Annotated in this window: 20 protein-coding genes and 1 tRNA gene; 10 read left to right on the top strand and 11 right to left on the bottom strand. The window is 69.9% G+C overall.

From position 1 onward, the window contains the following. Positions 1–22: 22 nt before the first annotated feature. From OG371_RS24030 to OG371_RS24020, 3 genes are all read right to left on the bottom strand, one after another. Entirely contained in the window at positions 23–1,222 is a 1,200-nt protein-coding gene (locus OG371_RS24030) for a GTPase (RefSeq protein WP_329072799.1), read from the bottom strand. After that, complete coding sequence (locus OG371_RS24025; protein WP_329072797.1) at positions 1,219–2,994, bottom strand: dynamin family protein; 1,776 nt, start codon at positions 2,992–2,994, stop codon at positions 1,219–1,221. Before OG371_RS24025 ends, OG371_RS24030 begins: the two co-directional genes overlap by 4 nt. A gap of 97 nt (positions 2,995–3,091) precedes the next feature. Beyond that, positions 3,092–4,270: an IniB N-terminal domain-containing protein gene (locus OG371_RS24020; RefSeq protein WP_329072796.1), complete on the bottom strand. Its 1,179-nt coding sequence runs from the start codon at positions 4,268–4,270 to the stop codon at positions 3,092–3,094. Positions 4,271–4,580: 310 nt separating this feature from the next. Here OG371_RS24020 and OG371_RS24015 point away from each other — a divergent pair, with 310 nt between their 5' ends. Genes OG371_RS24015 through OG371_RS24005 form a run of 3 tightly spaced genes read left to right on the top strand, consistent with a single transcriptional unit; the run spans position 4,581 to position 9,136 of the window. Beyond that, complete coding sequence (locus OG371_RS24015; protein WP_329072794.1) at positions 4,581–5,723, top strand: molecular chaperone DnaK; 1,143 nt, start codon at positions 4,581–4,583, stop codon at positions 5,721–5,723. Next, the gene (locus OG371_RS24010; protein ID WP_329072792.1) at positions 5,720–8,251 is read left to right on the top strand and encodes a helix-turn-helix transcriptional regulator; all 2,532 of its coding nucleotides are present in this window, start codon (positions 5,720–5,722) and stop codon (positions 8,249–8,251) included. The genes OG371_RS24015 and OG371_RS24010 overlap by 4 nt, the downstream gene beginning before the upstream one ends. Before the next feature lie 39 nt (positions 8,252–8,290). Continuing rightward, the gene (locus tag OG371_RS24005) at positions 8,291–9,136 is read left to right on the top strand and encodes a GNAT family N-acetyltransferase (RefSeq protein ID WP_329072790.1); all 846 of its coding nucleotides are present in this window, start codon (positions 8,291–8,293) and stop codon (positions 9,134–9,136) included. Positions 9,137–9,140: 4 nt separating this feature from the next. Here the strand turns inward: OG371_RS24005 and OG371_RS24000 are convergent, their stop codons facing one another. Genes OG371_RS24000 through OG371_RS23990 form a run of 3 tightly spaced genes read right to left on the bottom strand, consistent with a single transcriptional unit; the run spans position 9,141 to position 11,132 of the window. Next, positions 9,141–9,884 carry a ferredoxin reductase gene (locus OG371_RS24000; RefSeq protein WP_329072788.1) on the bottom strand — a complete coding sequence of 248 codons (744 nt, stop codon included), beginning with the start codon at positions 9,882–9,884 and terminating at the stop codon, positions 9,141–9,143. After that, complete coding sequence (locus OG371_RS23995) at positions 9,854–10,453, bottom strand: sulfite oxidase-like oxidoreductase (RefSeq protein WP_329072787.1); 600 nt, start codon at positions 10,451–10,453, stop codon at positions 9,854–9,856. The genes OG371_RS24000 and OG371_RS23995 overlap by 31 nt, the downstream gene beginning before the upstream one ends. A gap of 34 nt (positions 10,454–10,487) precedes the next feature. Beyond that, on the bottom strand, positions 10,488–11,132 hold the full coding sequence (locus tag OG371_RS23990; protein WP_329072785.1) for a pentapeptide repeat-containing protein: 645 nt from the start codon (positions 11,130–11,132) through the stop codon (positions 10,488–10,490). A gap of 131 nt (positions 11,133–11,263) precedes the next feature. On the opposite strand from OG371_RS23990, the gene OG371_RS23985 reads away from it, so the two are divergent. The 3 genes from OG371_RS23985 (at position 11,264) to OG371_RS23975 (ending at position 13,880) form a co-directional block, all read left to right on the top strand. Further along, positions 11,264–11,560 carry a hypothetical protein gene (locus OG371_RS23985; protein WP_329072783.1) on the top strand — a complete coding sequence of 99 codons (297 nt, stop codon included), beginning with the start codon at positions 11,264–11,266 and terminating at the stop codon, positions 11,558–11,560. A 172-nt stretch (positions 11,561–11,732) separates the two neighbouring features. Further along, on the top strand, positions 11,733–12,686 hold the full coding sequence (locus OG371_RS23980; protein ID WP_329072782.1) for a hypothetical protein: 954 nt from the start codon (positions 11,733–11,735) through the stop codon (positions 12,684–12,686). Positions 12,687–12,986: 300 nt separating this feature from the next. After that, positions 12,987–13,880: a serine hydrolase gene (locus OG371_RS23975; RefSeq protein WP_329072781.1), complete on the top strand. Its 894-nt coding sequence runs from the start codon at positions 12,987–12,989 to the stop codon at positions 13,878–13,880. Positions 13,881–13,997: 117 nt separating this feature from the next. Here the strand turns inward: OG371_RS23975 and OG371_RS23970 are convergent, their stop codons facing one another. From OG371_RS23970 to OG371_RS23960, 3 genes are all read right to left on the bottom strand, one after another. Further along, a complete protein-coding gene (locus OG371_RS23970; protein WP_329072780.1) occupies positions 13,998–15,425 on the bottom strand; it encodes an ATP-binding protein in 1,428 nt (475 codons plus the stop codon). After that, positions 15,422–17,074 (bottom strand): FAD-dependent oxidoreductase, encoded by a 1,653-nt coding sequence (locus OG371_RS23965; protein ID WP_329072779.1) that lies wholly within the window; start codon positions 17,072–17,074, stop codon positions 15,422–15,424. The genes OG371_RS23970 and OG371_RS23965 overlap by 4 nt, the downstream gene beginning before the upstream one ends. Positions 17,075–17,210: 136 nt before the next feature. Beyond that, complete coding sequence (locus tag OG371_RS23960) at positions 17,211–19,418, bottom strand: RICIN domain-containing protein (protein WP_329072778.1); 2,208 nt, start codon at positions 19,416–19,418, stop codon at positions 17,211–17,213. A 282-nt stretch (positions 19,419–19,700) separates the two neighbouring features. Here OG371_RS23960 and OG371_RS23955 point away from each other — a divergent pair. After that, a tRNA-Ala gene (locus tag OG371_RS23955) sits at positions 19,701–19,773 on the top strand. Between the two features lie 541 nt (positions 19,774–20,314). Beyond that, positions 20,315–21,226, top strand: a complete 912-nt coding sequence (locus OG371_RS23950; protein WP_329072777.1) for a hypothetical protein — start codon at positions 20,315–20,317, stop codon at positions 21,224–21,226. Here OG371_RS23950 and OG371_RS23945 read toward each other — a convergent pair. Both OG371_RS23945 and OG371_RS23940 read right to left on the bottom strand, forming a co-directional pair. Then, positions 21,174–22,088, bottom strand: coding sequence for an IS3 family transposase (locus OG371_RS23945; protein WP_329057475.1), 915 nt, complete (start codon positions 22,086–22,088; stop codon positions 21,174–21,176). The two genes, OG371_RS23950 and OG371_RS23945, sit on opposite strands and share 53 nt — an antisense overlap. Next, entirely contained in the window at positions 22,088–22,411 is a 324-nt protein-coding gene (locus OG371_RS23940) for a transposase (protein ID WP_329057474.1), read from the bottom strand. The genes OG371_RS23945 and OG371_RS23940 overlap by 1 nt, the downstream gene beginning before the upstream one ends. 622 nt (positions 22,412–23,033) lie before the next feature. On the opposite strand from OG371_RS23940, the gene OG371_RS23935 reads away from it, so the two are divergent. Beyond that, entirely contained in the window at positions 23,034–23,762 is a 729-nt protein-coding gene (locus OG371_RS23935; RefSeq protein WP_329072776.1) for a hypothetical protein, read from the top strand. Positions 23,763–24,027: 265 nt separating this feature from the next. Beyond that, positions 24,028–24,855 (top strand): hypothetical protein, encoded by an 828-nt coding sequence (locus tag OG371_RS23930; RefSeq protein ID WP_329072775.1) that lies wholly within the window; start codon positions 24,028–24,030, stop codon positions 24,853–24,855. Positions 24,856–25,237 lie beyond the last annotated feature (382 nt).

The raw sequence follows: 25,237 nt of genomic DNA, 5'->3' as shown, positions 1-25,237 counted from the left end.
GTCATGAACACTCACGAGCAGTTCAGGCGAACAGCGCCAGCAAGCCCTCCGCGCTGCGCACCACCACGTGTGCGGCGGCGCGCTCGGCCGGCGGGCGGTCCGGGCGCTCGGCTTCGTGGCGCCAGCGGCGGACGGCGTCGATGCCCGCGGCGTAGACCTCGCGCGGGTCGGCGTCGGGGGCGAGGCCCAGCCGTTCCTCCGGCGCCGTGCCCTGCGCGCCCAGCAGCTGCACCGCCTCCTCCGCCGGCTCGCCGGTCAGCGCGGTCCGGCCGCCGCGGATGTCGGCGATCAGGCGCAGCTCGCGGAAGTCGTGCGCGGTGGCGGCGAATCGCTCGACGCGCGCGGCCAGCCGGTCGCCGTGCGGGCGGGGTTCGGCCTGCAGCACGGTTTCCAGCCGGATCACCGCGGTGCGCGCCTTCAACGCGTCGGCGCGCGCGGCGAAGCAGCCGGCAATCGTGTCACGAAGCTCACCCAACCCGCTGCGGCGCACCAGTTCCGCGGAGAGCTTCATCTGGCTGTCGGAGCCCGTGCGGATCAGGGTGAGCGCCAGCCGTACGCCGAAGAGCCCGAAGCGCGACACGAGCGAGCGCCGCGTGTCCACCGACACCGGGCCCGGGAATGCCGGATCGGTGAAGGAGTCCACCGAAATCAGGTACCGCTCCAGCTCTTCGCGCGGCACGGCGGCGAACGCGGCCAGCAGCTCGAACTCGTCGTCGTCGAACGCGTGCGCCCCGTACGCGAGCTGACCGGCGACGGCGATCACGCCCTGGGAACCGCTGCACAGCGGGTCTTCGCGCCACGCGCGCCGTGCGAGCTGCTTCGCGGTGAGAAGCGCGTCGATACGGCCCGCGCCCATCTCATCGGCGCGCGCGAGCACCAGGACCGTGTCCACAGCCGTCTGGCGCGCGAACGCCGACCGCGGCGTGGGAAGCGCCGCCGCCAGCTCGTCCGGCTCGAGGTGCCGGAACAGCCGGACGGTGGCATCGGTGAGCGTGCCCGGCGCCGGGTCGTCGATCAGCGCGAGATCGCGCAACGCCCGCGTCGGCCAGTCGCCGAGCGCCGCCGCGAGCGTCGACTTCCCGGTGCCGGCCGCGCCGGTGATGCCGACGCGCAGCGGCTGTTCGAGGTGCTCCAGCGCCTCGCGCAGCAGCCCGGCCGCGCGCGGACTGTCGCGGTAGAGCGAAAAAGCGTCGGCCAGCAGGCCGCGGACATCCTCGGTCACGCGGGCAGCTCCCGTGGCGCGCGGCCCGCGAGCAGGCCCAGTTCCCCGGCGCGCTGGTGCAGTGAGGCGAGCCGCTCGATCTCCCCCCGCAGCCGGGCAGTCCGGCGTTCCCGCTCCGCCGAGCCCGCGATGATCATCTCGCGCTCCTTCGCCAGCTGCTCGGACAGCTCGTCCGCCAGCGCGGTGAAGTGGTCCCGCAGTTTCCGTTGCACCCCACGGATCGCGTCGCGGCAGTCCTTGCTGAAACGCAGGAAGACGTCATCGACGTGGCGCTGGGCGGTCATCTTCGCCACGGCCTGCCGCCGCTGCCGCCGCATGCCGCCCTCGTCGCTGATCGTCTTGGCGGCGAACGCCACACCCGCGGCCGCCGAAACCGGGTTGAACATGCCCAGCCCCATGCTGATGTTCGTGATCAGGCCGAACATCAGCACACCGCCGTAGGAGCCGCGCAGGCCGGTGAACATCTTCTGGCCGATCTTGAACGCTTCGATGCGCGGCTGGCGGACCTCGCCGATCAACTCGGCGTCGGCGTCGACGAACTGCAGGTCCGGCTGCTCGTACTGCTCCCCGAAGCTCACCGCGACGGCCTGCGCGATCCACTCCGCCCGCTCGGCGGCCCAGCGGTAGTTCGTCTCCACGGCCTTGACGAGCGTGTCGTCGAGCCACGGCCCGAACTCGTCCCACACCTTGAGCGGGTCGCCGCGGTCGAAGGTCTCGTCGATCACCTCGACGATGTGCCGGGTCCGCTCGCGCAGGTCGAACTCGGCGTCCGACATCAGGTCGGCGATCTCGTCGGACAGCAGGTTCTGCCAGCGGGTGTTGCGCTTGCGCAGGTCGTCGGCCTTGCGCTGGGCGCGGTGCAGCAAGGTGGTCTGGTCGACGCCGGCGTCCTTCACCGCCATCTCGGCGCGCGTGCGCAGCGTCTCGACCAGCTCCGCGGCCGCGGCCCGCACGCTCACCGCGGCGAGCAGCGCGTTCGACCGGTCCGCGGGCCGCGCGACCTGTTCGGCGATCCACGACAGCAGTTCCGGGAAACCGGAGCGGGCATTCAGCTCCTGGTCCCCCGTTTTCGCCGCCGCCTGGCGGACTGTGGCCGAGATGGGCAGCACCCGCGCGTCGATCCCGGCGCCGGACAGCGCCGTGCGGTCCTCCTCGGCGACCGCGCGCCAGCTCGGGCAGACGTCGACCTTGGTCAGGGCCAGGAGCACGTGCGGGCACCAGGTGCGGACGTGGTGGGCCAGCGCCAGCTCGGCCGGGCTGAGCGGCGTGGTGGCGTCGGAAACGAGGATCACGGCGTCGGCCTCGGCGAGTACGTCGAGCGCGGCGGCCGTGCGGGCCGAGCGGGGATCGCCGATGGCGGGGGTGTCGATGAGCACCAGCCCCGCGGAAAGCAGCTCACGCGGGACGCCCACTTCCACGCGGCGCAACGATCCCGTGGGCCGCGCGCCGATTTCACCGGTCAGCCGCTCGAGGGCGACCGGGATGCGCTCATCGGCGCGCCCGACCAGCGTCGCGGCGGGCTCGGCGGCGTAACCGATCTCGACCGGCACCGCCGGGGTCGGCGCGTCACCGACCGCGCAGACCGGCGCGTTGAGCACCGCGTTGACGAGATACCCCTTGCCCTGCTTCGGAAAGCCGAGCACGGCAACCCGGGTCCCCCCGGACGGCCGGTCCCGGCGGCGGCGAAGGCGTAGGGCCAGGTCCTCGCGGCCGTGCGTCCGGCAGGCGTCCAAGGTCTCGTCGAGCACTTCGAGCCAAGGTGGAGCGGTCACGACGAAGCAGTGTCCCCCGTGTACGCAAAGTATTCGAACCGGGTGGTGGCTCCGCGGTCGCACCCAGACCGCGGAGCCACCTCCGTCAAACCTCTGCTCAGAGGGAAATGTGCAGGTCGCCGCCGCCGTGCTGCGACTCGACACCGGCGTGGAGGCCGACGTCGCCCAGCGCGTCGTGCAGCGGGGCCGTCACCGTGGAGACGGTGTCGTGCACCGCGCCGACACCGGCGTCGGTGCCGCTGTGCACCGCGTCGGTCCCGGAGTGGACCGCGTCCGTGCCGGTGTCGGACCGCGCGCCGAGGTCCGGCGTCGGCACGGCCGACTGCACGCCGTGGACCAGGCTGCCGGCGGCGTGCTCCAGGCCGGCCGGGCTGAGCGTCCCGCCCAGGTGGCCGACCGGCTCGGTGAGGTGGCCGGCCAGGTCGCTGACGTGGCCCGCGATGCCGCCGCCGGCCTGGGTCAGGTGACCGGCCAGGTCGCCGACCGGCGCGGTGGCGCCGCTGACGTCCGGCAGCTGCGAGGTGAGGCCGCTGATGTCCGGCGCGTGCGAGGTCAGGCCGGCCACGTCGGGCACCTGCGAGGTCAGGCCGCTGAGGTCGACCGGGGAGGCGTGCTCGACCGCGCCGACGACGTCGCCGCCGAGGTGCTGGACCTGCGAAGCCGCGCCCTCGGCGAGGCCGCTGGCCTTCGAGACGGCGTCGGAGTCGAGGCCGTTGGACAGGTCGTTGCCGAAGGAGAACGAGCCGGCCGGGCTCTGCGTGAGCGCGGTGACACCGGCGAGGGTGTTCTGCACCTCGCCGAGGCCGGGAAGCGCCGGCACACCCGGCAGCGCCGGGACCGCGGGCAGGCTCGCGCCCGACACGGCCGGCAGCGCGGGCAGGGCCGGGAGCGCGCCGAGGGGCAGGTCGCCCACGGGCAGGTCGCCCACGACCGGGAGGGTCGGCAGCTCGGGCACGGCCGGCAGCGACGGAACGTCGACGGCGGGCAGGCCGAAGGACGCGGTCAGCGCCTGGAGCTGCTCGATCGCGCCCTGCGGGCCGTCGGACAGGGCCCCGGTGAGGTCGCCCGCCTGCGGCAGGTTGCCGAGCGCGGCCAGGTTGTCGACCGGCACGTAGTCGAGCACGAGCGGCATGACCTCGTGCACGTCGGCGGCACTGATGTCACCGAGGCCGGCGGCGGCCAGCGCGGCCTGCGGGTCCTGGCCGAACGACGCGAGCGCGGTGGGGTCGCCGAGCAGGTTGAGCGTGAAATCGTGCAGGGTCTGCACCGGATCCATGGGGAGATCTCCAGATTGTTCGTCTGTACGGGGGATTGACCCGACCGTCTCCGGTCTGGGTGGCGCTCAAGGTAGGGACACCGGACCCCCGCCTACATCGGGGTTTACTCCCAGTCGCGACTCGCTCAGCCGTTAGGGAGTCGATATGAGATCGTTAGGGGGTTAGGGGCTCGTTCGAGCGAGCCGATGTTGGGCCGAATCCCACCGCCCGGCTTGCTCGAATGACCCTTACGGGTGAGGATGGACTACCCCTAGTGGTCCCCTTAGGCCGGTTGGCGGCCCCCCTGTCCAACGAAGGGAGGAAGCGGCGTTGCCCTACGTGCTCGGCATCGATGTCGCCCACGCCCGGACCCACGCCGCCACCCGTCTCCGGCGAGGAGACGGCTGGGAGGTGCCCGAACCGCTGTGGCTGGGCGAGCAGACGCCCGCCGCCGCGACCGCCCTGTTCCTCGACGACGAGGGCTACCTGCTGACCGGCGACGCCGCCGCGCGCGCCGGGGCCGCGGTGCCGTCGCGCCTGCTCACCGGCTTCCACCGGCGGATCGGCGACGACGTGCCGATGCTGATCGAGGCGGACGCGTTCTCGCCGGAATCGCTGACCACCGTGCTGATCGAGGGCATCGCGGAGCACGCGGCCGCGCAGTTCGGCGGCCCGCCCCGCCACCTCGTGGTGACCCACCCCGGCGACTGGGGCGACTACCGGCGGGACCTGCTTCGCCGCGCACTGGCCGAATCGGGCTTCCGGGCGGCGACCCTGCTGCCCGGCTCGATCGCGGCGCTGTACGCGCACCTGCCGGAGCCCGGCCCGGGCGACCAGGCCGCGGCCGTCTGCGAATTCGGCCCCGACGGCGTCACGGTCACCCTCGCGACGGCGTCCGGCGCGAGCGGCTGGGTGTCGCGCACGAGCACCGAGGGCGTCGCCCCCGCAGCCGCCGTGAGCACTGCTTTTGCGCTCGCGCACGGCGCCTCGGTCACGCCGGATGCGTTGGCGGGCATCGTGTTCTGCGGCGAGCCCGGCCCGGGCGCGCTGCCGGGGCGGCTGCCCTGCCCCGTGTTCGCCGGCCCCCAGCCCGCGCTGACGGCGGCTTTCGGGGCGAGTAGCCTCGCCGCCCAACGGACGAGCCCGCCCTCGCGGCGGGAGCGGCCGGCCGCCGAGACCACCCTGCTGCCCCGTGTCGACCACCCGCCCGAGCTGACCGAGCGGCCCGCCCGGCCGCCGCTCGACATCAAGCCGTTTGAGCTGCCTGAGCCCGAAGGACCCGCGAAGCTGCTCAAGCGGTGGCGGCCGCTGGCCGCGACCGCCGCGGTCCTCGCGATCGGCTCGTCGGTCCTGATCGCCACCCTCTCGTCCCACGAAGCCACCGCAGACAAGGGAAACACCCCGCCCCACTCCGCCACCCTGAGCTCCTGCGCCCACCCCGGCGCAGCCCCCACCGGTGAAGGTCACTGTTGAACGCACTGCTGGCGAAGACCGGCACCGAAGCCGTCCACCCCGTCGCGCGCCGGCTCCTCGCGGAGCTGGCCGACGCCCCCGCGACGCCCGCGCGACTGGTTGTCGTCGCGCCCGGCGGCTACGGCAAGACCGCGCTGCTCGGCGCCCTCGACCGCGGCTACCGCGCGGCCGGCGTCGAAGCGACCCTCATCGACGACGCCGACCAGCTCGGTGAAGAGGACCTGGCGAGACTGAGCACGCTCGCGACCACCGCCGAGGGCCCGATCGTGCTGGCACACCGGCCGAACGCCGGCTCGGAGGCGTTGCGCACGCTCGGCGAGACGTTCGGCCGGCAGGCGCCGCAGATCGTGCTGACGCCGCTGGCCGCCGACGAGGTGGCCGCGCTGGCCCGGCAGCTCACCGGCCGGTCCGTCGACGCGAAGACGGCCGCCGCGCTGCACACCCGCACCGGCGGGGTCCCGCGGCTGGTGGAGCGCGTGGTGACCGGCCGGCTCGCGGACTTCCGCGCCGAGCTGGCCGAGCTGGCCGAAGACGTGCTGCGGTACCTCATCGCCGCGGAGGCCGGCGCGGGCCGGAACCTGGACCTGTTGTGCGCGCTGCTCGACCGTTCGCCGGACCAGTTGCCGGAGGTCGTCGACGGCGCCCGCGCCACCGGCCTGCTCGACGCCGAGGACGCGTTGCTCCCGGTGGCCGCCGAGGCCGTGCGCACGTACGGTCCCCCGGCCCGGCGGCTGACCGCGTTGCAGCAGCTGGTGGAGCTGCAGCTGCGCAACGGTTTGCCGGTGCTGGAACTCGCGAAGTCTTTGCTGGACGCGGGAAGCTCCGGTTCCAGCGCGGCCGCCGCCTTCGCCGCCGCCGCGGGCGAGGCCCTGCCGAGCGACGCCAAGCTGGCCGCGCGCCTCTTCGAAGCCGCTTCGGAAGCCGGCACACGCGACGCGCTGGTGACCACGGGCTGGGCCCGCGCCGCCGCATTGTCCGGCGACCTCGACACCGCCCTGCGGCTCGGCGACGGCATGCTGAACGCCGCCGACCTCGGCACACGCGCCGCGGGCGCCGAGATCGCCGCCACCGTCCTGGCCCACCGCGGTGAACTGGCTCGCAGCGCGGAGTTGTACCGCTGGGCGGGACTCTGCGCTGCGGAAGCGGCCCGGAGCGCTGACGTGGCCGCCGAACCGCCTCAGCCGGACGACTTCGTCACCACGGACACGTATCCGACCGCGCGCGAGGGGTACCGCTGGACGGGACAGGGCGCGGTGAACGCGTTCGCCGCGATCGCGCTCGTCGGAACGGGCGAGCTGGCCGGCGCGCGGGAAGTGCTGCGGGCGACGGCGCCCGGGATGGCGCCGACGCTGTTCGCGGGCGCGGCGAGCCGCACGGCGGACGGGATCGCCGAATCGGTCACGGGCCATGGCACCGAAAGCCTGTCGACGCTGGTCGGCGCGGCGGCGATGCTGGAGCCGTCCGGGGGCGGCGCGCCGTTGCCGGACAGCCCGGCCGCGCTCGCGTCGATCGTCGGGCTGCACGCGGGTGAGCTGGGGCTCGCCGAGTCCGTGCTCACACGCGCGCTGGCCAGTGAAGTCGGCGGCGACCTGCTGACCACGCGGCACCGCCTGTTACTCGGCTGGGTCGCGATGACCGCCGGCAACCTGACCACGGCCGACGAGCACCGGAACGCCGTCGCCGCGTCCGGGCGGCTCGAGGCCAGGGACGAGCTGTTCTTCGCGACGCTGGAGCTGGGGCTGGCGCGCCGGGCGAGCGACCTCGTCGGGCTGCAGCGGTCCTGGGACCGCGCGTACCAGGCGTCGATGCGGCAGCAGACCGACCTGTTCACCCTGCTGCCGCTGGGTGAGCTGGCGATCGCCGCCGCGCGCACCGGCGCGCACGCGAAGCTCGCCCGTCAGCTCGAACGCGCCCACGAGATGCTCGACCGCCTCGCCAACCCTCCACTGTGGACGGTCTCGCTCTGCTGGCACGAACTGCACGCGGCGATCACCCTGGAGGACCGCGCCACCGTCGAGAAGCAGCTGACGGCGCTGGCGGGTTTCGCCGACTGCGGCCGGTACCCGTCAGCTCTCGCGCGGGCGGCGTCGTGCTGGCTCGCCGTCCTGAGCGGCACTTTCGAGCCCGACACCATCTCCGCCGCCGCAGCCGAGCTGCATGAACTCGGCCTGGGCTGGGACGCGGCACGCCTGGCGGGCCAGGCAGCGATCCGCACGTCCGACCGCAAGGCGATGGTGCAGCTGCTGGAAGCCGCCCGCCAGTTCCAGGGCATCACGAACCGGCGCGAGTCCCATGTCCCGGAGCCCACCGCGGGCGCCGGCCTGAGCGCGTTGAGCGAACGCGAGCTGGAAGTCGCCCGCCTGGTCGTCGACGGCCTGACCTACAAACAGGCCGGCAGCAAGCTCTTCATCTCGGGCAAGACCGTCGAGCACCACATGGCGCGCATCCGCGGCAAACTGGGCGCCGCGGACCGCCGCGAACTGCTCGCCACCCTCCGCGAGCTGCTGACCAAACCCGACCCTTCCTGAACTGGCCCCGGTCGCCTGGCTCATCGGCGATGATGAGGCATGCGCCCGGAAACCTGCCATCTCACCGAAAACCTCGGCGACTTCTTCGTCCGCGCTGAAGGCTTCCTGCACTCACGGCCCGCTTTGCACAACACGCCGCTGACTGTGCTCGAGAAACTGCGAAAGCTCCCGGGAGGCGAGGCCATCGTTTTCGGCTGGATGGAGCGAGGGGGCGAGGTCTGCGCCACCTTCTACCTCCGTCAGTCCGCGCGGCTGAGTGTCACTCCCCTCTCCGCTGGGCAGGCCGAGGTCCTCGCCGCCTATCTGGCCGGGCTCGGCCGCTCTCTCGCTGGGGTCACTGCGGAGCACGACACGGCCGCTGCGTTCGCCGAGGCCTGGCACCAGCGCACGAACGCGGCTCCGACGCTCACCCAGCCGTTGCACCTGTACCGTCTCGGCACGCTCACCCCGCCGGAGCCGCGCCCAGCGGGCCGGGGACGCGCGGTCGGCGAGCCGGACCGCGCGCAACTCATCCGTATGTGCAGCGAGTTCGTCACCGCCGTCGGGGAAGTCCCAGCCGTGGACGCCGATTCCTGGGCCAGCTCACGCTTCGCCGACCGGCACTTCACGTTCTGGGAAGCCCCAGACGGAACCCCGGTCTCCATGGCGGCCCGGACGTCGATGATCGCCGGCATGGTCCGGATCGACCCGGTTTACACCCCGGCCCGGCTCCGGGGCCATGGTTACGCTGGCGCCGTGACCGTCGAGGCGAGCCGGGCCGCGCTGGCCGCGGGCGCGAAAGACGTCGTCCTCTACACGGACCCGGCCAACCGCACCAGCAACGCCCTCTACCAGCGAATCGGGTACGTCCGGATCACCGACTTCGCGGTGTACGACTTCGCCTGAAACCTCAGTCGCGGCTGGGGCCGAAGCGCTCGGTGCGGATGGTGTGCGGGTCGTGGCCCAGGGCGAGCAGGATGTCGGCCACGGTTTCGACGAAACCGGTCGGGCCGCAGACGTAGCTGGTCGCGCCGAAGTCCGCCGGCCAGCCCGCCGTGTTGAGCGTGGCGACGCCGATCCGGCGCGGAATGCCGGGTTGTCCCTCGGGCAGCTCGCGCGTGTAGACGTACGTGACGTCCAGTCCCGCGACCGGGCGGCGGAGTTCCTCGGCGTAGTACCGCTCGGCCGGTGTGCGCAAGGAATAGACCAGCCGGAACAGCGCCTTGCTACCCGCCGCGCGGCGGGCGCGGATCATCGCCATCAGCGGGACGATGCCGGAGCCGCCCGCGACCAGCAGCACGGGCGCCGGGTCGGCGGGGCGCCACACGAACCAGCCGCCGACCGGGCCGCGGATCTCCACCGGGTCGCCGACCGCGTACCGGCCGGTGAGGTGTTCGGAGACCTCACCGTCGGGGACCCGCTGGACCGTCAGCTCCACCCGGTCGCCGTCCGCCGGCGCGGCGAGGGAATAGCTGCGCTGCGCGGTGTACCCGTCCGCGGCGGTGAGCCGGACGTCCACGTGCTGGCCCGCGAGGTGGCCCGGCCAGCCGGGGATGTCGAAGACGAGCGTGCGCGCCGTCGGCGTCTCCACCCGGGCCTCGGCGAGGCGGGCGACGCGCCACGCTAATCGCCCTGATACCGCTGTTCCCGCCATGGGTCTCCGTAGTCGTGATAGCCCGCGGTCTCCCAGAAGCCCGGGTCGTCCTTGGTGGTGAGCTGCAGCCCGCGCACCCACTTCGCCGACTTCCAGAAGTACAGGTGCGGCACCAGCAGCCGGGCGGGCCCGCCGTGCTCGGGCGTCAGCGGTTTGCCGTTGTACTCGTAGGCGACCCAGGCCTGGCCGTCGAGCAGGTCGGCCAGGGGCAGGTTGGTGGTGTAGCCGCCGTAGGAGCGGGCCATCACGTAATCGGCGGACGTGGTGAGGTCGCCGATCAGCGTCTCCACCCGGACGCCGCGCCAGCGGGTGTCGAGTTTGGACCACTGCGTGACACAGTGGATGTCCACAGTGAACTTCTCACTCGGCAGCGCGAGCAGCTCCCGCCAGGACCACGCCCGTTTCTCGCCGCTTTCCGTGACGACGGTGAACTCCCAGTCGTCCGTGCGGACCCGCGGGGTCGGGCCGGCGGACAGCACCGGGAAGTCCCGGGCGAGGTACTGCCCCGGCGGCAGGCGCGGGTCACCGCTGTGCGCGCGGCCGGTGAACCCCGGCGTGACGACGCCCATCCGGTGCTCCTTTCCCTTGCCCTCGCCGGAAAGCCTACCCGCGCACGTGCAGGCCGAGCGAAGTCACGAGCACCGTCGCCTGTTCCGGTGAGACGATCGCCCCGGTCAGCTCGGCCTGCGTCGGATCGAGCGTCGAGAGGTCGCTGCCGCGCAGCTCGGCGCCGGCGAACTTGACGTTGCCCAGGTCCGCGCCCGAAAGGTCGACGTCGGAGAAAACGGCGTCGGTGCCGTCCGCCCAGGCGAGGTCGGCCTCCCGCATGCGCACCCGCTCGAACGTCACGCCGCGCAGATCGGCCCGCACCAGCCCGACGAACGACCAGTCGCCCCCGCTCACCCGCAACGGCCGCATCGAGCACTCCTCGAACCGGCTGCCGACCAGCTTGCACCCGGTGAACTCGGCGTCGAACAGGTTGCAGCGCTTGAAACTGCACCCGGTGAACGCCGACTGGAAGTGCTTCGAGGCGTTGAACCGCACGTTGCCGAACACACAGTCGGTGAACGTCGCACCGCGCGTGACGGACTCCGTGAGGTCGATCTCGTGGAACTCGCACCGCACGAACCGCCGGCCGATGAACTCCTCGCCGTACCAGTCCTCGCGCCGGAAGGTCCGTTCCTCCTCCGGAGCCGCTTCGGTCGGCTGGTCCGCGGGCTGAGCTGGTTCCTGGGTGGCTTCGGGCACCGGCCCAGCCTAGTCGCCGGGAGGTTGCGCAGAGCGACATCACGGGGGACGCAGAGCAAAACACCCCGCCAATCGGCGCAACTTGCCGGGTGACGCGTTTCAGCGCCGTCTCGAAGTGGAATTTCACCGGCATGTCCAGATGGCGAGGCTCCACCACAACCCACACCAGTGCTGCTCGAGTGATCACCGGAATCGGCGCGCTCTTCGCGTTCATCGAGGTGCTGTACATGGTGATGCTGCTCGCCGGCGCCAACGCGGCGAACGGCTTCTTCGTTTTCATCCGATCATTGGCGGATCCCCTCGCGTTGTTCTGGCCGGGCCTGTTCCCGGTGGGCAACGCCGACCTGGCCGTGATCCTCAACTACGGTCTGGCCGCGGTGTTCTGGCTGGTGATCACCGGCATCATCGCCCGCATCGTCGGCCGGTGACGGTGGTCTTGATGTCTCCCCGGCCGTGGGCTCGCCCTGGCCGGGGAGCCGCATTTCCGGCGGGAAACCGCTCCCCTTTTCGCTGATCTTGCGTGAAACCGCGCGGTAAACCCCGACGCGGCGAACAACACAGCCGACAGCGAACGCGCGCTGTCCGCCATACGATGGCCGGATGACCGAAGGCCGAAGATTCGGCGGCTTGCCCTTCGAGGGTTTGCCGTTCGAGAACTTGGTGCCGTGGGCGGAGCTGGCGGGCCTGGCCGCCGCCGGGCGCTCCCTCGTGCCGGACGTGCCGGCCGCGCTCGCCCGCACGGTCACCGAACAACTCCTCGGCCGGCGCCTGACCACCAAGGTGGACGGCGCCGACCTGGCCCTCACCCTCACCGAACTCGACTACCCCGCCGACTCCCTGCGCCTGGCGACCGGCCGCATCGGCGACGTCCGCATCGTGGCCGAAAACATCACCTGGCCCGAACGCGACCCGCACTCCACTGACGCGCCCAAGGTCTCCGATGGCTCGGACACCGGCGGTAGTGGCGCCGATGCACCGTCCGACCCCGCGGCAAGCTCGCGACCGGACCCGGGTGCATCAGGCGCCGCCGCGGCCGGCCGGATCCCCTTGCGCCGGGTGGTCGTGCTGGCGAAGGACGTGCGGGTGCGCAGCCTGCCCACGCCGTCGGTGATTCCGGCCGAGGTGGGGCTGGAGATCTTCGTCGACGGTGAGGTGGTCCGGGAGCGGGTGGCCGCGCTGCGCCCCGGGATCGTCGCCACCCCGCACCACGACGGGCTGCGGTTGCGCTCGACCCGGCGGCCCGGGTGGGGACACCTGACCCTGGAGCCCACCGTGGAGCCGGAAGCCGTGGTGCTGACACCGGCCACCCTCCACATCGGACGGTGGAAGTTCCGTGCGCCGAAACGGATCCGGCCGATCGTGCTCCCGCTGCCGGAGCTGCCGAAAGGGTTGCGGCTGACCGGCGTCCGCGCCGCGGAGGGCGAACTGGTGCTGGACACCGTGGCGGACGAGTGGCCCGAACGGCTGGCCCGCATCCCCCTCGGTGATCTGCTGAGCTGGCTGACCACCGCAGCCCTGACCTTGACCCTGCCTCGACTCGGTACACGTTCCTGACCCTCCCCGGCTGTGGAACCTTTCCACCTGATCAACGGTACTCGAACAAGAGTTCGAATGTCAGTCACACGATCGGGCCTAGCTGTGGCCTGAGCAGAGCCGAGCTGACCGCAGTGTCCCGGCTCCGATCCGGTTAGCAGGCGCCGAAACCACCGGGGATCGGCCATCCGGCCGATAAAAGCGCCCGCTCCGGAAAGGTTGCCCGCCGCCTGGCCGGAATCCACCGGCTCATCGGTCGATCCCCCGCGACGCCGTCCTGAATAGCTTCGGATTGCTCACATTTCCGGCGGAGGTGGCCCGTTGCTGAAGCAGTTCGGACAGCTGAAGGTGCGCGTGGCGATCGCCGCGCTCATCGTCGTGATCGGCCTGGTCACCGCAATCGCCCTGAACAGCGGGTCCGACAGCAGTCGCTGGACCGCCGCGTGCAGCCAGGATCCGGCCGAGGCCGAGGACACGCAGGCAAGCGTCATCGCCGAAGCCAGGAAAGCGTTGCTGAGCAAGGGAAACGATCCCCGCCTCGAACTCGAGGTCGTTGACCTGGACCAGTGCGCGGTGCAGCTGAGCTGGAAGGCCGACCAGCCGCAGCCGACCGCGTCCGTGGTCAAGCTGCTCATCGCGCTGGACCTGATCGACCGGTCCGGGCTCCCCGAGGACAGCGAGGCCGCGGACCTCCACACCATGCTCGCGGCCAGCGACGACCACATCGCCAGCCGCCTGTGGTTGCAGGACGGCGGGCCGGCGATCGTCCAGCGGCAGGCCAGAAAGCTGGGGCTCACGCGCACCTCGCCTCCGGCCGACTCCGGCCAATGGGGCTCCACCCGGATGTCGCCCGCGGACGTGATCACGGTCTACCGCCACATCACCGCGGAGCTGGCCGAGGACGAGCGTGACTTCCTCACCGAGGCCATGGAAAACGCCCCGCGCAACGCTGCCGACGGCTTCGACCAGCACTTCGGCATCCCGCGCGCGTTCCCGGGCGCGGACTGGGCGGTGAAACAGGGCTGGGGCAGCAGCGAGGGCCGGCGCGTGCTCAACACCACCGGCCTGGTCCGGAACGGCTCCCGGACCTTCGCCCTCGCGGTCATGGCCACCTGGGACGACAGCGTCGACTGGGCCACCGCCACCACCGCGCTCACCGCGGCCACCAGCACCCTGAGAAACGGACTCACCGGCGGCGGCGAACTCCTCCGCTGACCCGAGGTTTCAGTCCTGGTCCCGATGCCGCAGGCTGGCGACCGCGATGTGCCGGACACTGTCCACAGCGGACTCCGGCATCCGCCCCGCGTGAACGGGAAGGGGCGGTTCAGCCGGTCAGAGCGAGGCTTGTTCTTCCACCGGAAGGCAAATCTCGAACCGCGTGTCGCCGGGGGCGGATTCCACCTTGATGTCGCCGGAGTGCCGCTCGACGACGATGCGCCACGAGATGTCGAGCCCGAGGCCGGTGCCCTCGCCCACGCCCTTGGTCGTGAAGAACGGCTCGAAGATGCGCTGCCGCACGTCTTCGGGGATGCCGGGGCCGGTGTCGCCGATCTCGACGCGCACCTGCTTGTCGACCTGCCAGGTGCGCAGGGTCAACGTGCCCTCGCCGGCCATCGCGCCCAGCGCGTTGTCGATGATGTTGGTCCACACCTGGTTCAGCTCGGCCGCGTACGCCGGCACCCGGGCGATGCCGTGGTCGTACTCCTTGACCACGCGGATGCCCGGGCCGATCTTGCCGGACATCATCACCAGCGTGGAGTCGAGTCCTTCGTGGACGTCGATCCACTGGTGTGGCGCACGGTCCATCTGCGAGTACTGCTTCGCCGCGCCGACCAGCGCCGAGATGCGCGTGGTCGAGTCCTCGATCTCGCCCATCAGCATCTCGGTCTCGAGCGCGTACGCCAGCCACCGCACCGCGCCGTCGAGCAGGCCCTCGCCGACGGACTCCAGGACGCCGTCCAGGCTGTCGGCGGTCAGGCCCGCGCTGACGAAGATGCTGGCGAGGTCCCAGCCCTGGTCGATGTCGTGCTCGTCGAACCAGTCGCCGATCTCGTCCTCACGGTCGGACTGCTGCATCGCGGTGAGCTTCGGCGCGTCGGCGACCTGCTTGACCAGCCGCTCCTGGACGTCGAGCAGCTGCTCCAGCAGATCCGGGTCGATGTCCTTCTTCGCCAGCACAGCCAGCTTGTGGCGCATCCCGGCGACCCGCTCGCGCAGCGAAGCGGTGGCGCGCACGGCGGCCGCGGCCGGGTTGTTCAGCTCGTGCGTCAGCCCCGCCGAAAGCTCGCCGAGCGCCAGCAGCCGCCGGCGCGAGGAGATCACCGTGTCGGTGTTGCGCCAGCCGACGTACATGCCCTCCAGCAGGTGCGCAGCCATCGGGAACCAGCCGCGGAACTGGACGGCGAACTCGGCCGCGGGCAGGGTCAGGAACTCGACGTCGCTGACCGCGTGGACCGAAGCGCCGTACGAGTGGTCGGTCTCCTGATGCACGAAGAACTGCGTTGCGCCGCAATAGGAACCGCGCTGGTCGGAGCGCTTCATCTCGACCTCGACGCCGCTGACCAGCCGCGTCATCCGCAGCGCCCCGCCGAGCAGGATGTAGAAGCAGGTGGCGGGCTCGCCCTCCTGGATCACCACGGAGCCGCCCTCGTAACGCTCGAGGGCCGCGTGCGCTTCGATCCAGTCCAGCTGCTCGTCGGACAGGTGCTCGAACAGGAACAGGCCGCGCAGTTCCTCGCGCGGCAGTGCGGGAGTGCTCACTGCTCCTCCAGGTAACGGTGGACCAGGGTGACCGCCATGGCCCCCTCGCCGACGGCGGAGGCCACGCGTTTCACCGACTGCGAACGGACGTCGCCGGCCACGAACACGCCGGGCACCGACGACTCCAGGTAGTGCGGGTCGCGGTCGAGCGACCAGCCGGCCGGGTAACGCCCTTCGGCGACCAGGTCCGGGCCGGTGCGGACGAAGCCGTGGCCGTCGCGCTGGATCGCCTCGCCGAGCCACTCGGTGCGCGGCGCGGCGCCGATGAAGACGAACAGGTGCCCGCTCTCGACCGTCTCGGTCACCCCGTTTTCGCACAGGGTAAGGGATTCGAGGTGCTCCGAGCCGTGCGCCTTGACGACGGTGGTGTGCGTGCGGACGTGGACGTTGTCGATCGCCGCGAGCTGCTCGATGAGGTAGTGCGACATCGACGCCTCCAGCGAGGCGCCGCGCACCAGGATCGTCACGTCCGCGGCGTGGCGCGAGAAGAACACCGCGGCCTGGCCGGCCGAGTTCGCGCCGCCGACGATGTAAACGTGCTCGGCCTTGCACTCGGGCGCCTCCGTGGCGGCCGAGCCGTAGTAGACGCCGCGGCCGGTCAGCTCCTCGATGCCCTCGGCCTCCAGCGCCCGGTAGGTGACGCCGCTGGCGAGGATCACCGAGTGCGCGGCGATTTCCGAGCCGTCGCCGAAGGTCACCACGCGGCTCGAACCGCGGGCCTCCAGGCCGACCACGTCACGGGCAGTGAGCACCTCGGCGCCGAACTTCTGGGCCTGCCGCCGCGCACGGTCGGTCAGCTGGGCGCCGGAGACGCCGTCGGGGAAGCCCAGGTAGTTCTCGATCCGGGAGCTGGTGCCGGCCTGCCCGCCGGTGGCCTTCTTCTCCACCAGCACCGTGCGCAGGCCCTCCGACGCGCCGTACACCGCGGCGCCGAGGCCGGCCGGGCCGCCGCCGACCACGACCAGGTCGTAGAACTCCTGCGCGGGCCGGGTCGACAAACCGACCGCGTCGGCGATCTGCCCGCCGGTGGGCTGCTTGAGCACGGTGCCGTCCGGCGTGACGACCACCGGGATGTCGGTCTCGCACGCCTCGGCGGCCTTCAGGATCCGGCCGCCCTCCTCGTCGTCCACCGAGTACCAGCGGTACGGCACGGCGTTGCGGGCGAGGAAGTCGCGCACCTTGAACGACGGCGCCGAGTAGCGGTGGCCGATCAGCTTGGTCTCCTCGACCGGCCGGTCGCCGACCGCGAGCCACGTCTCCACCAGGGAGTCGATGACCGGGTAGAGCTTCTCCTCCGGTGGGTCCCACGGCTTGAGCAGGTAGTGGTCGACGTCCACGACGTTGATGGCCTGGATGGCCGCGTCGGTGTCGGCGTAGGCGGTCAGCAGGGCGCGACGGGCGTTGGGGAACAGGTCCATCGCCTTCTCGAGGAAGACGATGCCGTCCATGTGGGGCATACGGTAGTCGGCGAGGATCGCCGCGACGGCGTCGCCGCGCAGCTTGATCTCGCGCAGCGCGTCGAGGGCGTCGGCCCCCGAATCGGCGCGGATGACGCGGTAGTCCTTGCCGTAGCGGCGACGCAGGTCACGGGCGACCGAGCGCGACACGGCGGGGTCGTCGTCGACGGTCATCAGGATCGGCTGGCTCACACGCCCAGCCTACGGCGTGCGGTCCCCGGACGGCGCCGTCACGTGGGAGGGCGCCTTTTTCCGGTCCACGTCGGGGTGGGGACCGGTGCACGCCGCGGCCGCCACCACGGCGTGCACCGGTTGTCCGGGGAGGTGGCTACGGGTAGCTCACCAAATTGACCGGCTTCGTACCGTCCGGCGTCGTATCGCCCGACGAGTTGATCACGTGCGTGATGGTGCCCTGGTGGTTCAGGGACACCGTGACCATGTCGTGGAACCGCACCCCGGGGGTGTTCGGCGCCTCGAACGCGTGCGCGCTGGCGACCGACGGGTTGGTGTTGAAGAAGCAGTAGCTGCCCAGCCCCCACGCCTCGTGACTGGTCACGTTCGGGCCCACCTTGTACGCGGAGTAGCCCTGGGTGGACCCGTTCATCCAGCCGGCCTGGTCCGGCACGTCGTACGGCATCTCGTTCTGGAAGAAGTACGTGCGCCCGCCGTTGCCGTTCCAGACGACCTGGGTCTTCTGGTAGTGCTCGACGAACAGCCCGTACATGGTCACGTTGTTGCCGTTGACGGTCAGCCCGTTGTCGGCGGTGTTGGTGTTCCAGCCGACGTAGCTGTTGTCCGCCGCGTGGTCGGCGCGCCAGATCCACATGTGGTCGCCGATCACGTTGTTGCTGTTCACCACCAGGCTGGTGGTCGCCTTGCCGACGGCGGCGCCGCCGATGCGGAAGAACACGTCGTGCAGCGAGGTCGGGTCGGCCGAGTGGTCGGCGCTCGAGCCGGCGGCGCCGACCTGCATGAGCGTGTTCGAGTTGGTGGTGCCCGCGTCGATCAGCAGGCCGGCGATCTTGGCGCCGTCGACGTCGTCCACGTTCATCGCGGTGATGCCGTTGTCCGGCACCAGGGTGGCGATGCCCAGGCCGAGCACCACGGTGTCCGGCCGGGTCACGTGCAGGGTCTGGTTCAGGTGGTAGACCCCGGGCGTGATCAGCAGGTTCTTGCCCGCCGCCAGCGCCGCGTTCAGGTCGGCCGCGGTCGCGCCGGGCTTGGCGATGTAGAACTGGTCGATCGGCAGGGAGCTGCCCGGCGCGGTGCCGTTCGCCCAGCTGGTGCCCGAGGTGCTGGTGCGCACCGACGGGACGAACACCTGGTAGTTGCCGGCGTCGTCGATGTAAAGGAACGGCTTCTCGCGGACCACCGGCGCCTGCCCGACCGTGGTGTACGGCGGGGACGGGAAGGTGTTGGCGGGGGCGCCGTTGACGCCGACGAACACCATGTTCCAGTTCGACCCGTTCCAGCTGCCGAACTGCGAGTCCCGCGAGATCCACTGCTGCTGCGAGCCGGACCGGACCTGGCCGTCGATCTTCGAGTCGGAGATCCAGCCGCCGCTGGCCCAGCCGCCGTCGTCGAGCGCCAGGTCGCCGCGCAGGTGCATGCGGCGGTACGGCGCCGCCTGCGACACCGCCCAGCGGTCGGCCCCGCCGGCCGGGTTCACCGACAGGTTCTCGGCGCCGCGCCAGAAGTTCTGCGTCGCGTTCTGCGGCGGGAACCAATCGGCCTCGACGTGCACGGCGCCGTTGATGGTCACCGCGTCCGGCGACAGGCCGAGGCCCAGCACCTGCGTGTAGAAGCCGACGTTGACGTCGTTGGAGTAGGTGCCCGGCTTGAACATCACCGCGTACCGCTGACTGCCGAACTGGTTTTTCTCCTGCTGGCTGAAGATGCTGTTCAGCTTGCTCTGGATCGCCGCGCTGTCCATCGAAGGATCGAAGACGACGACGTTCGGCCCGAGGTCCGGCTGCCCCGAGCTCGGAGGAGTAGTGCCACCCACGGGGGTAATTGTGAACGATTGGGCATTGGTGCCGTTACAGGTGTACTGCTGAAGCTGCACGCTGTCCGCCATCGAAGCGCTGGGCACGTCAAGACACTTGCCGCTGTTGCGGTTCACGAAGTGGTAGGCGCCGGAGGTCTCCTGGACGGGCAGCCACTGCTGGTTCGCCCCGTTCGAGTAGGCCCAGAGCTGCACCAGGCCGCCGTCGGCCGTGGAAACGTTCGTGACGTCCCACGCCTGCGCGGCGTTGGCCCGGGCGTTCACGCGGTAGTAGCCGTCGCTGGTCGCCTGGAACTGCCACTGCTGAGAGCCCGACTGATTGCACGAGTACTGCTGGACCGCGGTGGCGTTCGCACTGGCCGCGGCCCGCGCGTCGACGCACTTCCCGCTGTTCACCGAGCCGACGGTGGACCAGTCCCCCGGCACGGCCGCGGCCTGCGCCGCCGGTGCCAGGACCACCGTCAGATACCCCACCACCAGGGTGAAGGCGGACAGCAGCAACGTAGCCACTCTCCGTGACCGTCGACTCATCGGAACCTCCTCCGCCGCGTCGCGGCGTTCGCTGAGCAGGAAACGGCAAGGCTGAACCCAGGGATGGAGACGCGGCGTAGCGGGCGGGGACCTCGGCGTCACAACCGAGCAAAATGTAACCGGGACCACACGCAGAATCAATACAGGCTTTAAAATAAGTCATGAACGTGCAGGTCACCTGCCCGAACGAGCTAGCGGCTCCTGATCACCACCCCCCTGCCGCCGGGCCGGGGACGGGGTGTAACGTATGGCCACACGAGATGCGAAGTTCACCTTCGCCTCGGGGCTATGGCGCAGCTGGTAGCGCACCTCACTGGCAGTGAGGGGGTCAGGGGTTCGAGTCCCCTTAGCTCCACCGTGACGAAACACCGCCCGCCGGACTTGAAGGTCCAGGTAGGGCGGTTTTTTCGTCTGGACGAATCTTGAGTTTCATCAAGAAAAACTTCAGCTACTGGTGGGTAGCTGGAGCAAAGCTGGAGCACCGCACGGACGGCGGCGAAATGGGGTCAGGCGAAGCGGCGCGACGGCACCCCCGAACGGGTGGATCCGCAAAGGCACTTTGGAAGCCATGGCACCCGCAGTGCCGTCACCGCAGGTGCCAGTCGGGCCGGCGGCGCTCGTCCGCCAGCCTTGATCAGGCTCCAGCGCAGAGATGGCCCGCCAGCCTCTCAAGTGCTTACCGGAACGAGCACGTCGCACACCCAGTGCATGCTATTCTCGCGATTCCTCCTGGTGAGGACGCGGCCGCGTGTGAAGGGCTGCGATGGCATGAGCGACAGGGCTCCGGCGCCCCCGCTGGCGATGTCAAGGGTGTGGGGCACCCGCTTTGCGCGTAGGGATGGAACTGATCGTGTCAACGTGACCATGAGCGGGCCGGAACGCGGAATGGATCACACATGCCCTCATCATCGCGTCGCAAGCTCAGGGACATCCGGCGTTCGTACACCGGCGAAGACAAGGTGAGCGCGGAAGCCGGCGTAGGCAGGGGCGACCTGGGACTCGATCGCTGCTCACCGCAACAACGACGATTCCGTGCTGTCCTGGCGGTGTACCTCTTCAACGCCAATGTGCCCGACACGCCTTTCGACACTCAGCACAGCGCGACCGCTTTCCTGTCCTACACCATGACCGTGTCGCCGTGGTTCGACACCTTCGCCTGTGTCGTGCCGGGGGCCGTCGAGAACGTCGTCGGCAGGCTCTTGGCCTCTCCCGGGAATGGCGACCTCCAGTACGGGGTGCCTGGGCTGCGCGTAGTCGCCGCCGTCGACTTCGGGACGTACCATCTCGTCCACCTGCCCACCGGCGCGAAGATGGTAATCGCCCGCCGCCCAGACTTTCCGCCGCTGAGCGAAGTACAGCGCCACGGCCCATACGGCGAAACGTGGAGCGCCAGACACTACGTTGGCGCCGAGATCCCGCTGGCCGCAGTTGAGCACGAAGCCCTGTCTCGCCTTCCTTCAATGCCCTCGGGCATCGAGCGGATTCTTGCGGCGCTCGTAACCCGGCTCGATGCACACGACCCGTCTGACAAGTGGGCAATAGGAATGTGGTGGTACGACCCGCTGCTTCGCCCTAACAACCAGAGCTATCGGCGCAGCCATAGGTTTGTGCTGTGGGGCCAAGGGCCAAAGTGGGAACTCCGCTGGAACGGCTGGCCGCTACCAGAGGACGTCATCGCGTGCTTGACAGCACCCATCATCGGTGTACCGGGCCTCGCTGCCACGCTGAGGTTCCCCCCGAACAGTGGACAGGTCTTCAAGCAGCTTTCGCTGCGCCTGTCAGGGACTGTTCGTAGCACACAGGATTGAGCATCCCGATAGCCGAGTGACGCCTCTCATTGTTGTACCGACCGATCCACTTGTCAACTGCAGCAACAAGTTCTGCCTTGACTGTGAACGTGTGGCGGTAAAAGTACTCGTGCTTGAACGTTGACCAGAACGATTCCGCGGGGCTGTTGTCCCAGCAGATACCGGTCTCACCCATCGACCGTTTCAACCCGTACCGGTCGCAGGCTCGCGCCGTCAACCCGGCCGTGAATTCCCCACCGCGATCGGAATGCAGCACTGTGCCGGCGACACCGCGGCTGCGGCAGGCCACCGCCGCGTCGATGGCCTCACAGACCATGTCAGCACCGATATGGTCGGCGACGATGTGCCCGAGCACGCGGCGGGAATGCCCATCGCGGATCGCGCACAAGTACAGATCACCCTCACCGCAGGTGAGGTAGGTGATGTCGGTCAGCCAGACCGCGTCGAGCTTGCCCTGGTCGAAGTTGCGTCGCACCAGATCCGGCGGAAACGACGCCGCCGGGTCAACCACCGTGGTGCGGACTTTGAAGGTGCGGGGACTGATGCCCTCGATCCCGATTCCGGCCATGATTGCCGCGACGGTTTTCTCGTTCACTGTTTCACCGCGTGCCCGTAGTTCGGCGGTGATCCGCGGGGACCCGTAGGTACCGTCGGACTCGGTGTGTACGTCGAGGATCTTCACCGCCAGATCAGCGCGGCGCTGCCGCCGGGGCGTCAACATCGTTGCTGCGGAACGTTTCATGTACGCGTAGTAGCCGGACGTCGAGACACCGAGCAGCCGCGCCATGCGCAGGACAGAGAACCGTGTGCCCTCGGGTGGTGTGGAGCCGGCGGGCTCGTCGGGGCCGGCGTACTTCGCCATCAGATCGAACCTCGCGGGTTCTTCTGCATCGCGGCAAAGTACGCCGACGCTTTTACCAAGAACGCGTTGTCCTTCTCCAGCTCGGCCACCTGCCTGCGCAATCGCAGCAGTTCGGCTTGCTCTGCAGCTTCCAGGGGTTTCTCGCCGTGGACCCCGGCGGCGGCGATCCTCCGCCGTTCGTCTTTGACCCAGACACTGAACATCCCCGGATCGATCCCCAGCTCACGGGCAACCTCGGCGATCGTGCGGTCGGAGTCGATCACACGATGCGCAGCCTCAATCTTGTACTCGGCCGTGTACGACCGACGCTTACGAGGAGGCATAACGGACATCCTTCCAGCAGGACCGCAGTCCTGCTAGCTCGGTGTCCACCGCCCAGGGGGAACCTCACGCAGCGTTCGTCATCCGAATGGGCCGTCACTCTCGACGGATGCCACCTGATCTTGAGGCATGGCACGCTATGAATGCCGACGACCGCCAGAGCCCGGCTCCCGCCATTGACCGCGGAGGTCATGTACTCTCATCGAGTACTCGGAACGCAAGGAGCCGGGGCCGCAGCGGATCTACCCAGACGATCCCGCTGGCGGCAAGAGGGTGTGGGGCACCCACCTTGCAATTCATTGGTGTTGGGACGTCAGCATGTCTGGCACGTGTCTACAGTCGAGTCTGGGCGACAGGAGACGCGCTATGCCTGGAACTTCCCGTCTGCGCTTCGCTGACTCCCGTAGGCAGTTCACGCAGGAGCCCCGCTCACTTGCAGCACGAGCAATCCCGCGGATCACTGCTGGGATCAGGCCACCGGCGCTGGGCCTGGACACCTGCCAACCAGCCCAAAAACTCTTCCGCGCATCCGCCGCACCCTTTTTGCTCAACACACCAGACGTGCCACCTCGCCTCAGGATCGCCGGGGACGCTCAGCTCATCGCACACTCAGGAGTCTCACGAGTGGGATGGAGCGACGTCGTTGTCTCCCCGCAATACAACGACCTCAGCATCCTCACTCATCTACCCGATCACTTGGTCCGATGTCTCGCCGACACTGCCGACGACTCGGGCCATGGCATCCCAGGGTTACGCCCCCTGATGGTGGAGGGATCCGGCGACGCCCTGTTGCTGACGCATCTCCCCACCGGCGCCCTCTTGCGGATGCGCTACCACGACCCCGATATGCCCAAGGAGCGAACGCCACCGTGGTTCCACCCCACCAAGTGGCGCCGCCTGCGACGGGACATCGCCTTGGGCGCGCAAGAACGCAACATCCTCGACGCGATCCCTCCGATGCGGGTGGACACAGTGGACCTGCTCGCCGGCTTGGTAGCGCGGCTCACATGTCAAAGCGAGGAAGAAGGCTGGGCAGTCGGCTGGCTGGTCAGGGACCCCATACCACGCCGCTTCCGTGAGCAAAGTGAGTTCGACTTCACCCAGCTGTGGGGCGGCGAAGACCACTGGACACTTCGGTGGGGTGGCTACGGCGCGGTACCAGCAAGTGATGTAGCCCGAGCGCTTACGCACCCAGTCATCGGAATCCTCGACGCCCGTGCCACGAAATCAAGCGAGACGCGCGCGGAAGTCCGACTCCGGAAAGCGTGCCTGACGCTGGAAGTACACGACATTCCCGCATCCGAGTACCTCGCCAGCGCGAATCACACTACGCAGGACGAGGTACGACGGTGAACCGCTCCCAAGAGCCGCCGTCATGGCGGCACATCGTGGACAGCTGCCTCCGCGACCGCCGACGATTCCGCCGTCTCCTCGTACTGATCCTCGTCCTCGCCGCCTTCGCCCTCACACTCGTAGCCATTGCCGGCTGGCCCCTGGCCGGCATCGGCTCAGTAGCCACGTGCGCCCTGGCAGCCCGCCACAGTCGACAGCCACGTTCGCCCGGCTGACGAATGGACTCATGGTCCGCAATCAGCACATTGGGTCTGATGTGACGACGATGAGCATCCCTCCCACACAGGGCAATCCGGCCAACGGAAGCAGTGCGGGGTGGCGCCCAGACGCGGAGCTGCTGCGATCGACCTTGGCGCGGCTATGCGAGCGACCCGTCTCCGGTGCGATCTGGCCGCCGACGCTCCTGGCCTTTGAAACGGGCCTGCCGATCACCGAGGTGGAACTCGCCCTCGATCCTGGCCACCAACGCCACCGTGCCTCGAAACCGGAACTCGCTGCCTGGTCGGTCTACGAGCAACTGCTGTACCTGCTGCAGCCTGGTGACCACGACCGCGAGGTCTGCCAGGCAGCGCATGAACGGCTCGCTCAGCAGCTGTGGCAGCGCGTCCCTCCACCGCGCGACATCGCCGCCATCGTCACCGAGGCGGACTCTATGGCCGCCATGGCGGCGCTGACCGCCAAGTCAGGTACGAGCCTGCGAGCGATTGCGGCGGCGACGCGGGACCTTGACCGCAGGCACGCCTGGAGCAAATCCGGGCTCGCGCCGTACGTCGCGGGGAAGGAGCTGCCGCCGCTGGACAAGAAGGAACACCTACGCACCCTGCTGTCGGTGTTGTGTGGGCGCGCCGGGCGGCCCGTCGAAGATGTCGAGCACTACCTCTGGGTATGGGACTCGTTCCGACCTCGTCCTCAGTTCGCCCGTCCGCGGCCCGTGCTTCCGCCGGCTGCTTCGCAGCGGCCGGAGCAGAACCCGCCTTCCGCTGCGGCTCGACGAGTACCCCGCACGATCCAGCTGACTACGTCCGCCGCGGCGGTCGGAGTCATTGCTCTGGTCCTGCTCGTCGTCATCGTCGGGGTGGCGCTCTTGATCTAGGATCGGGCCGGTGACCAGGCGCAACAGAGTGCGAAGCTAAGGGGCGTGCGGTCCCTGCCCGGCACCGATGACGGCACGCCCAGTCACCGCAGCCGGTGAACTTCCTACCGGTGATAAGGCGGAGATGCCTCGCTGAACCGCCCCGGCCTTGATCTTGAGGTCACAGCTCTAGGAAGGCGAAATGCCCAGCCGCGGACCATTGGGCGCCGACACGCTGCTCAGCGGTGACGAGACCGAAGCGCTCCTCGCCCTTCTTTCCGACATCTCTCAGGGCCACGGTGGCGACTCCGGAGTTCGCGACGCGGCGAGCACCGCGTGGTCACTGCTGGGCAACCGCTCGGCAGGCCAAGGCAGATACGCACAAGCGCGCGACGACAACTAC

Source organism: Amycolatopsis sp. NBC_01480 (assembly GCF_036227205.1).
In the GTDB taxonomy this organism is placed as follows: Bacteria; Actinomycetota; Actinomycetes; order Mycobacteriales; family Pseudonocardiaceae; genus Amycolatopsis.
The sequence above is the reverse complement of the archived record's forward strand: the minus strand, read 5'-3'. Positions and strand labels throughout refer to the sequence as shown.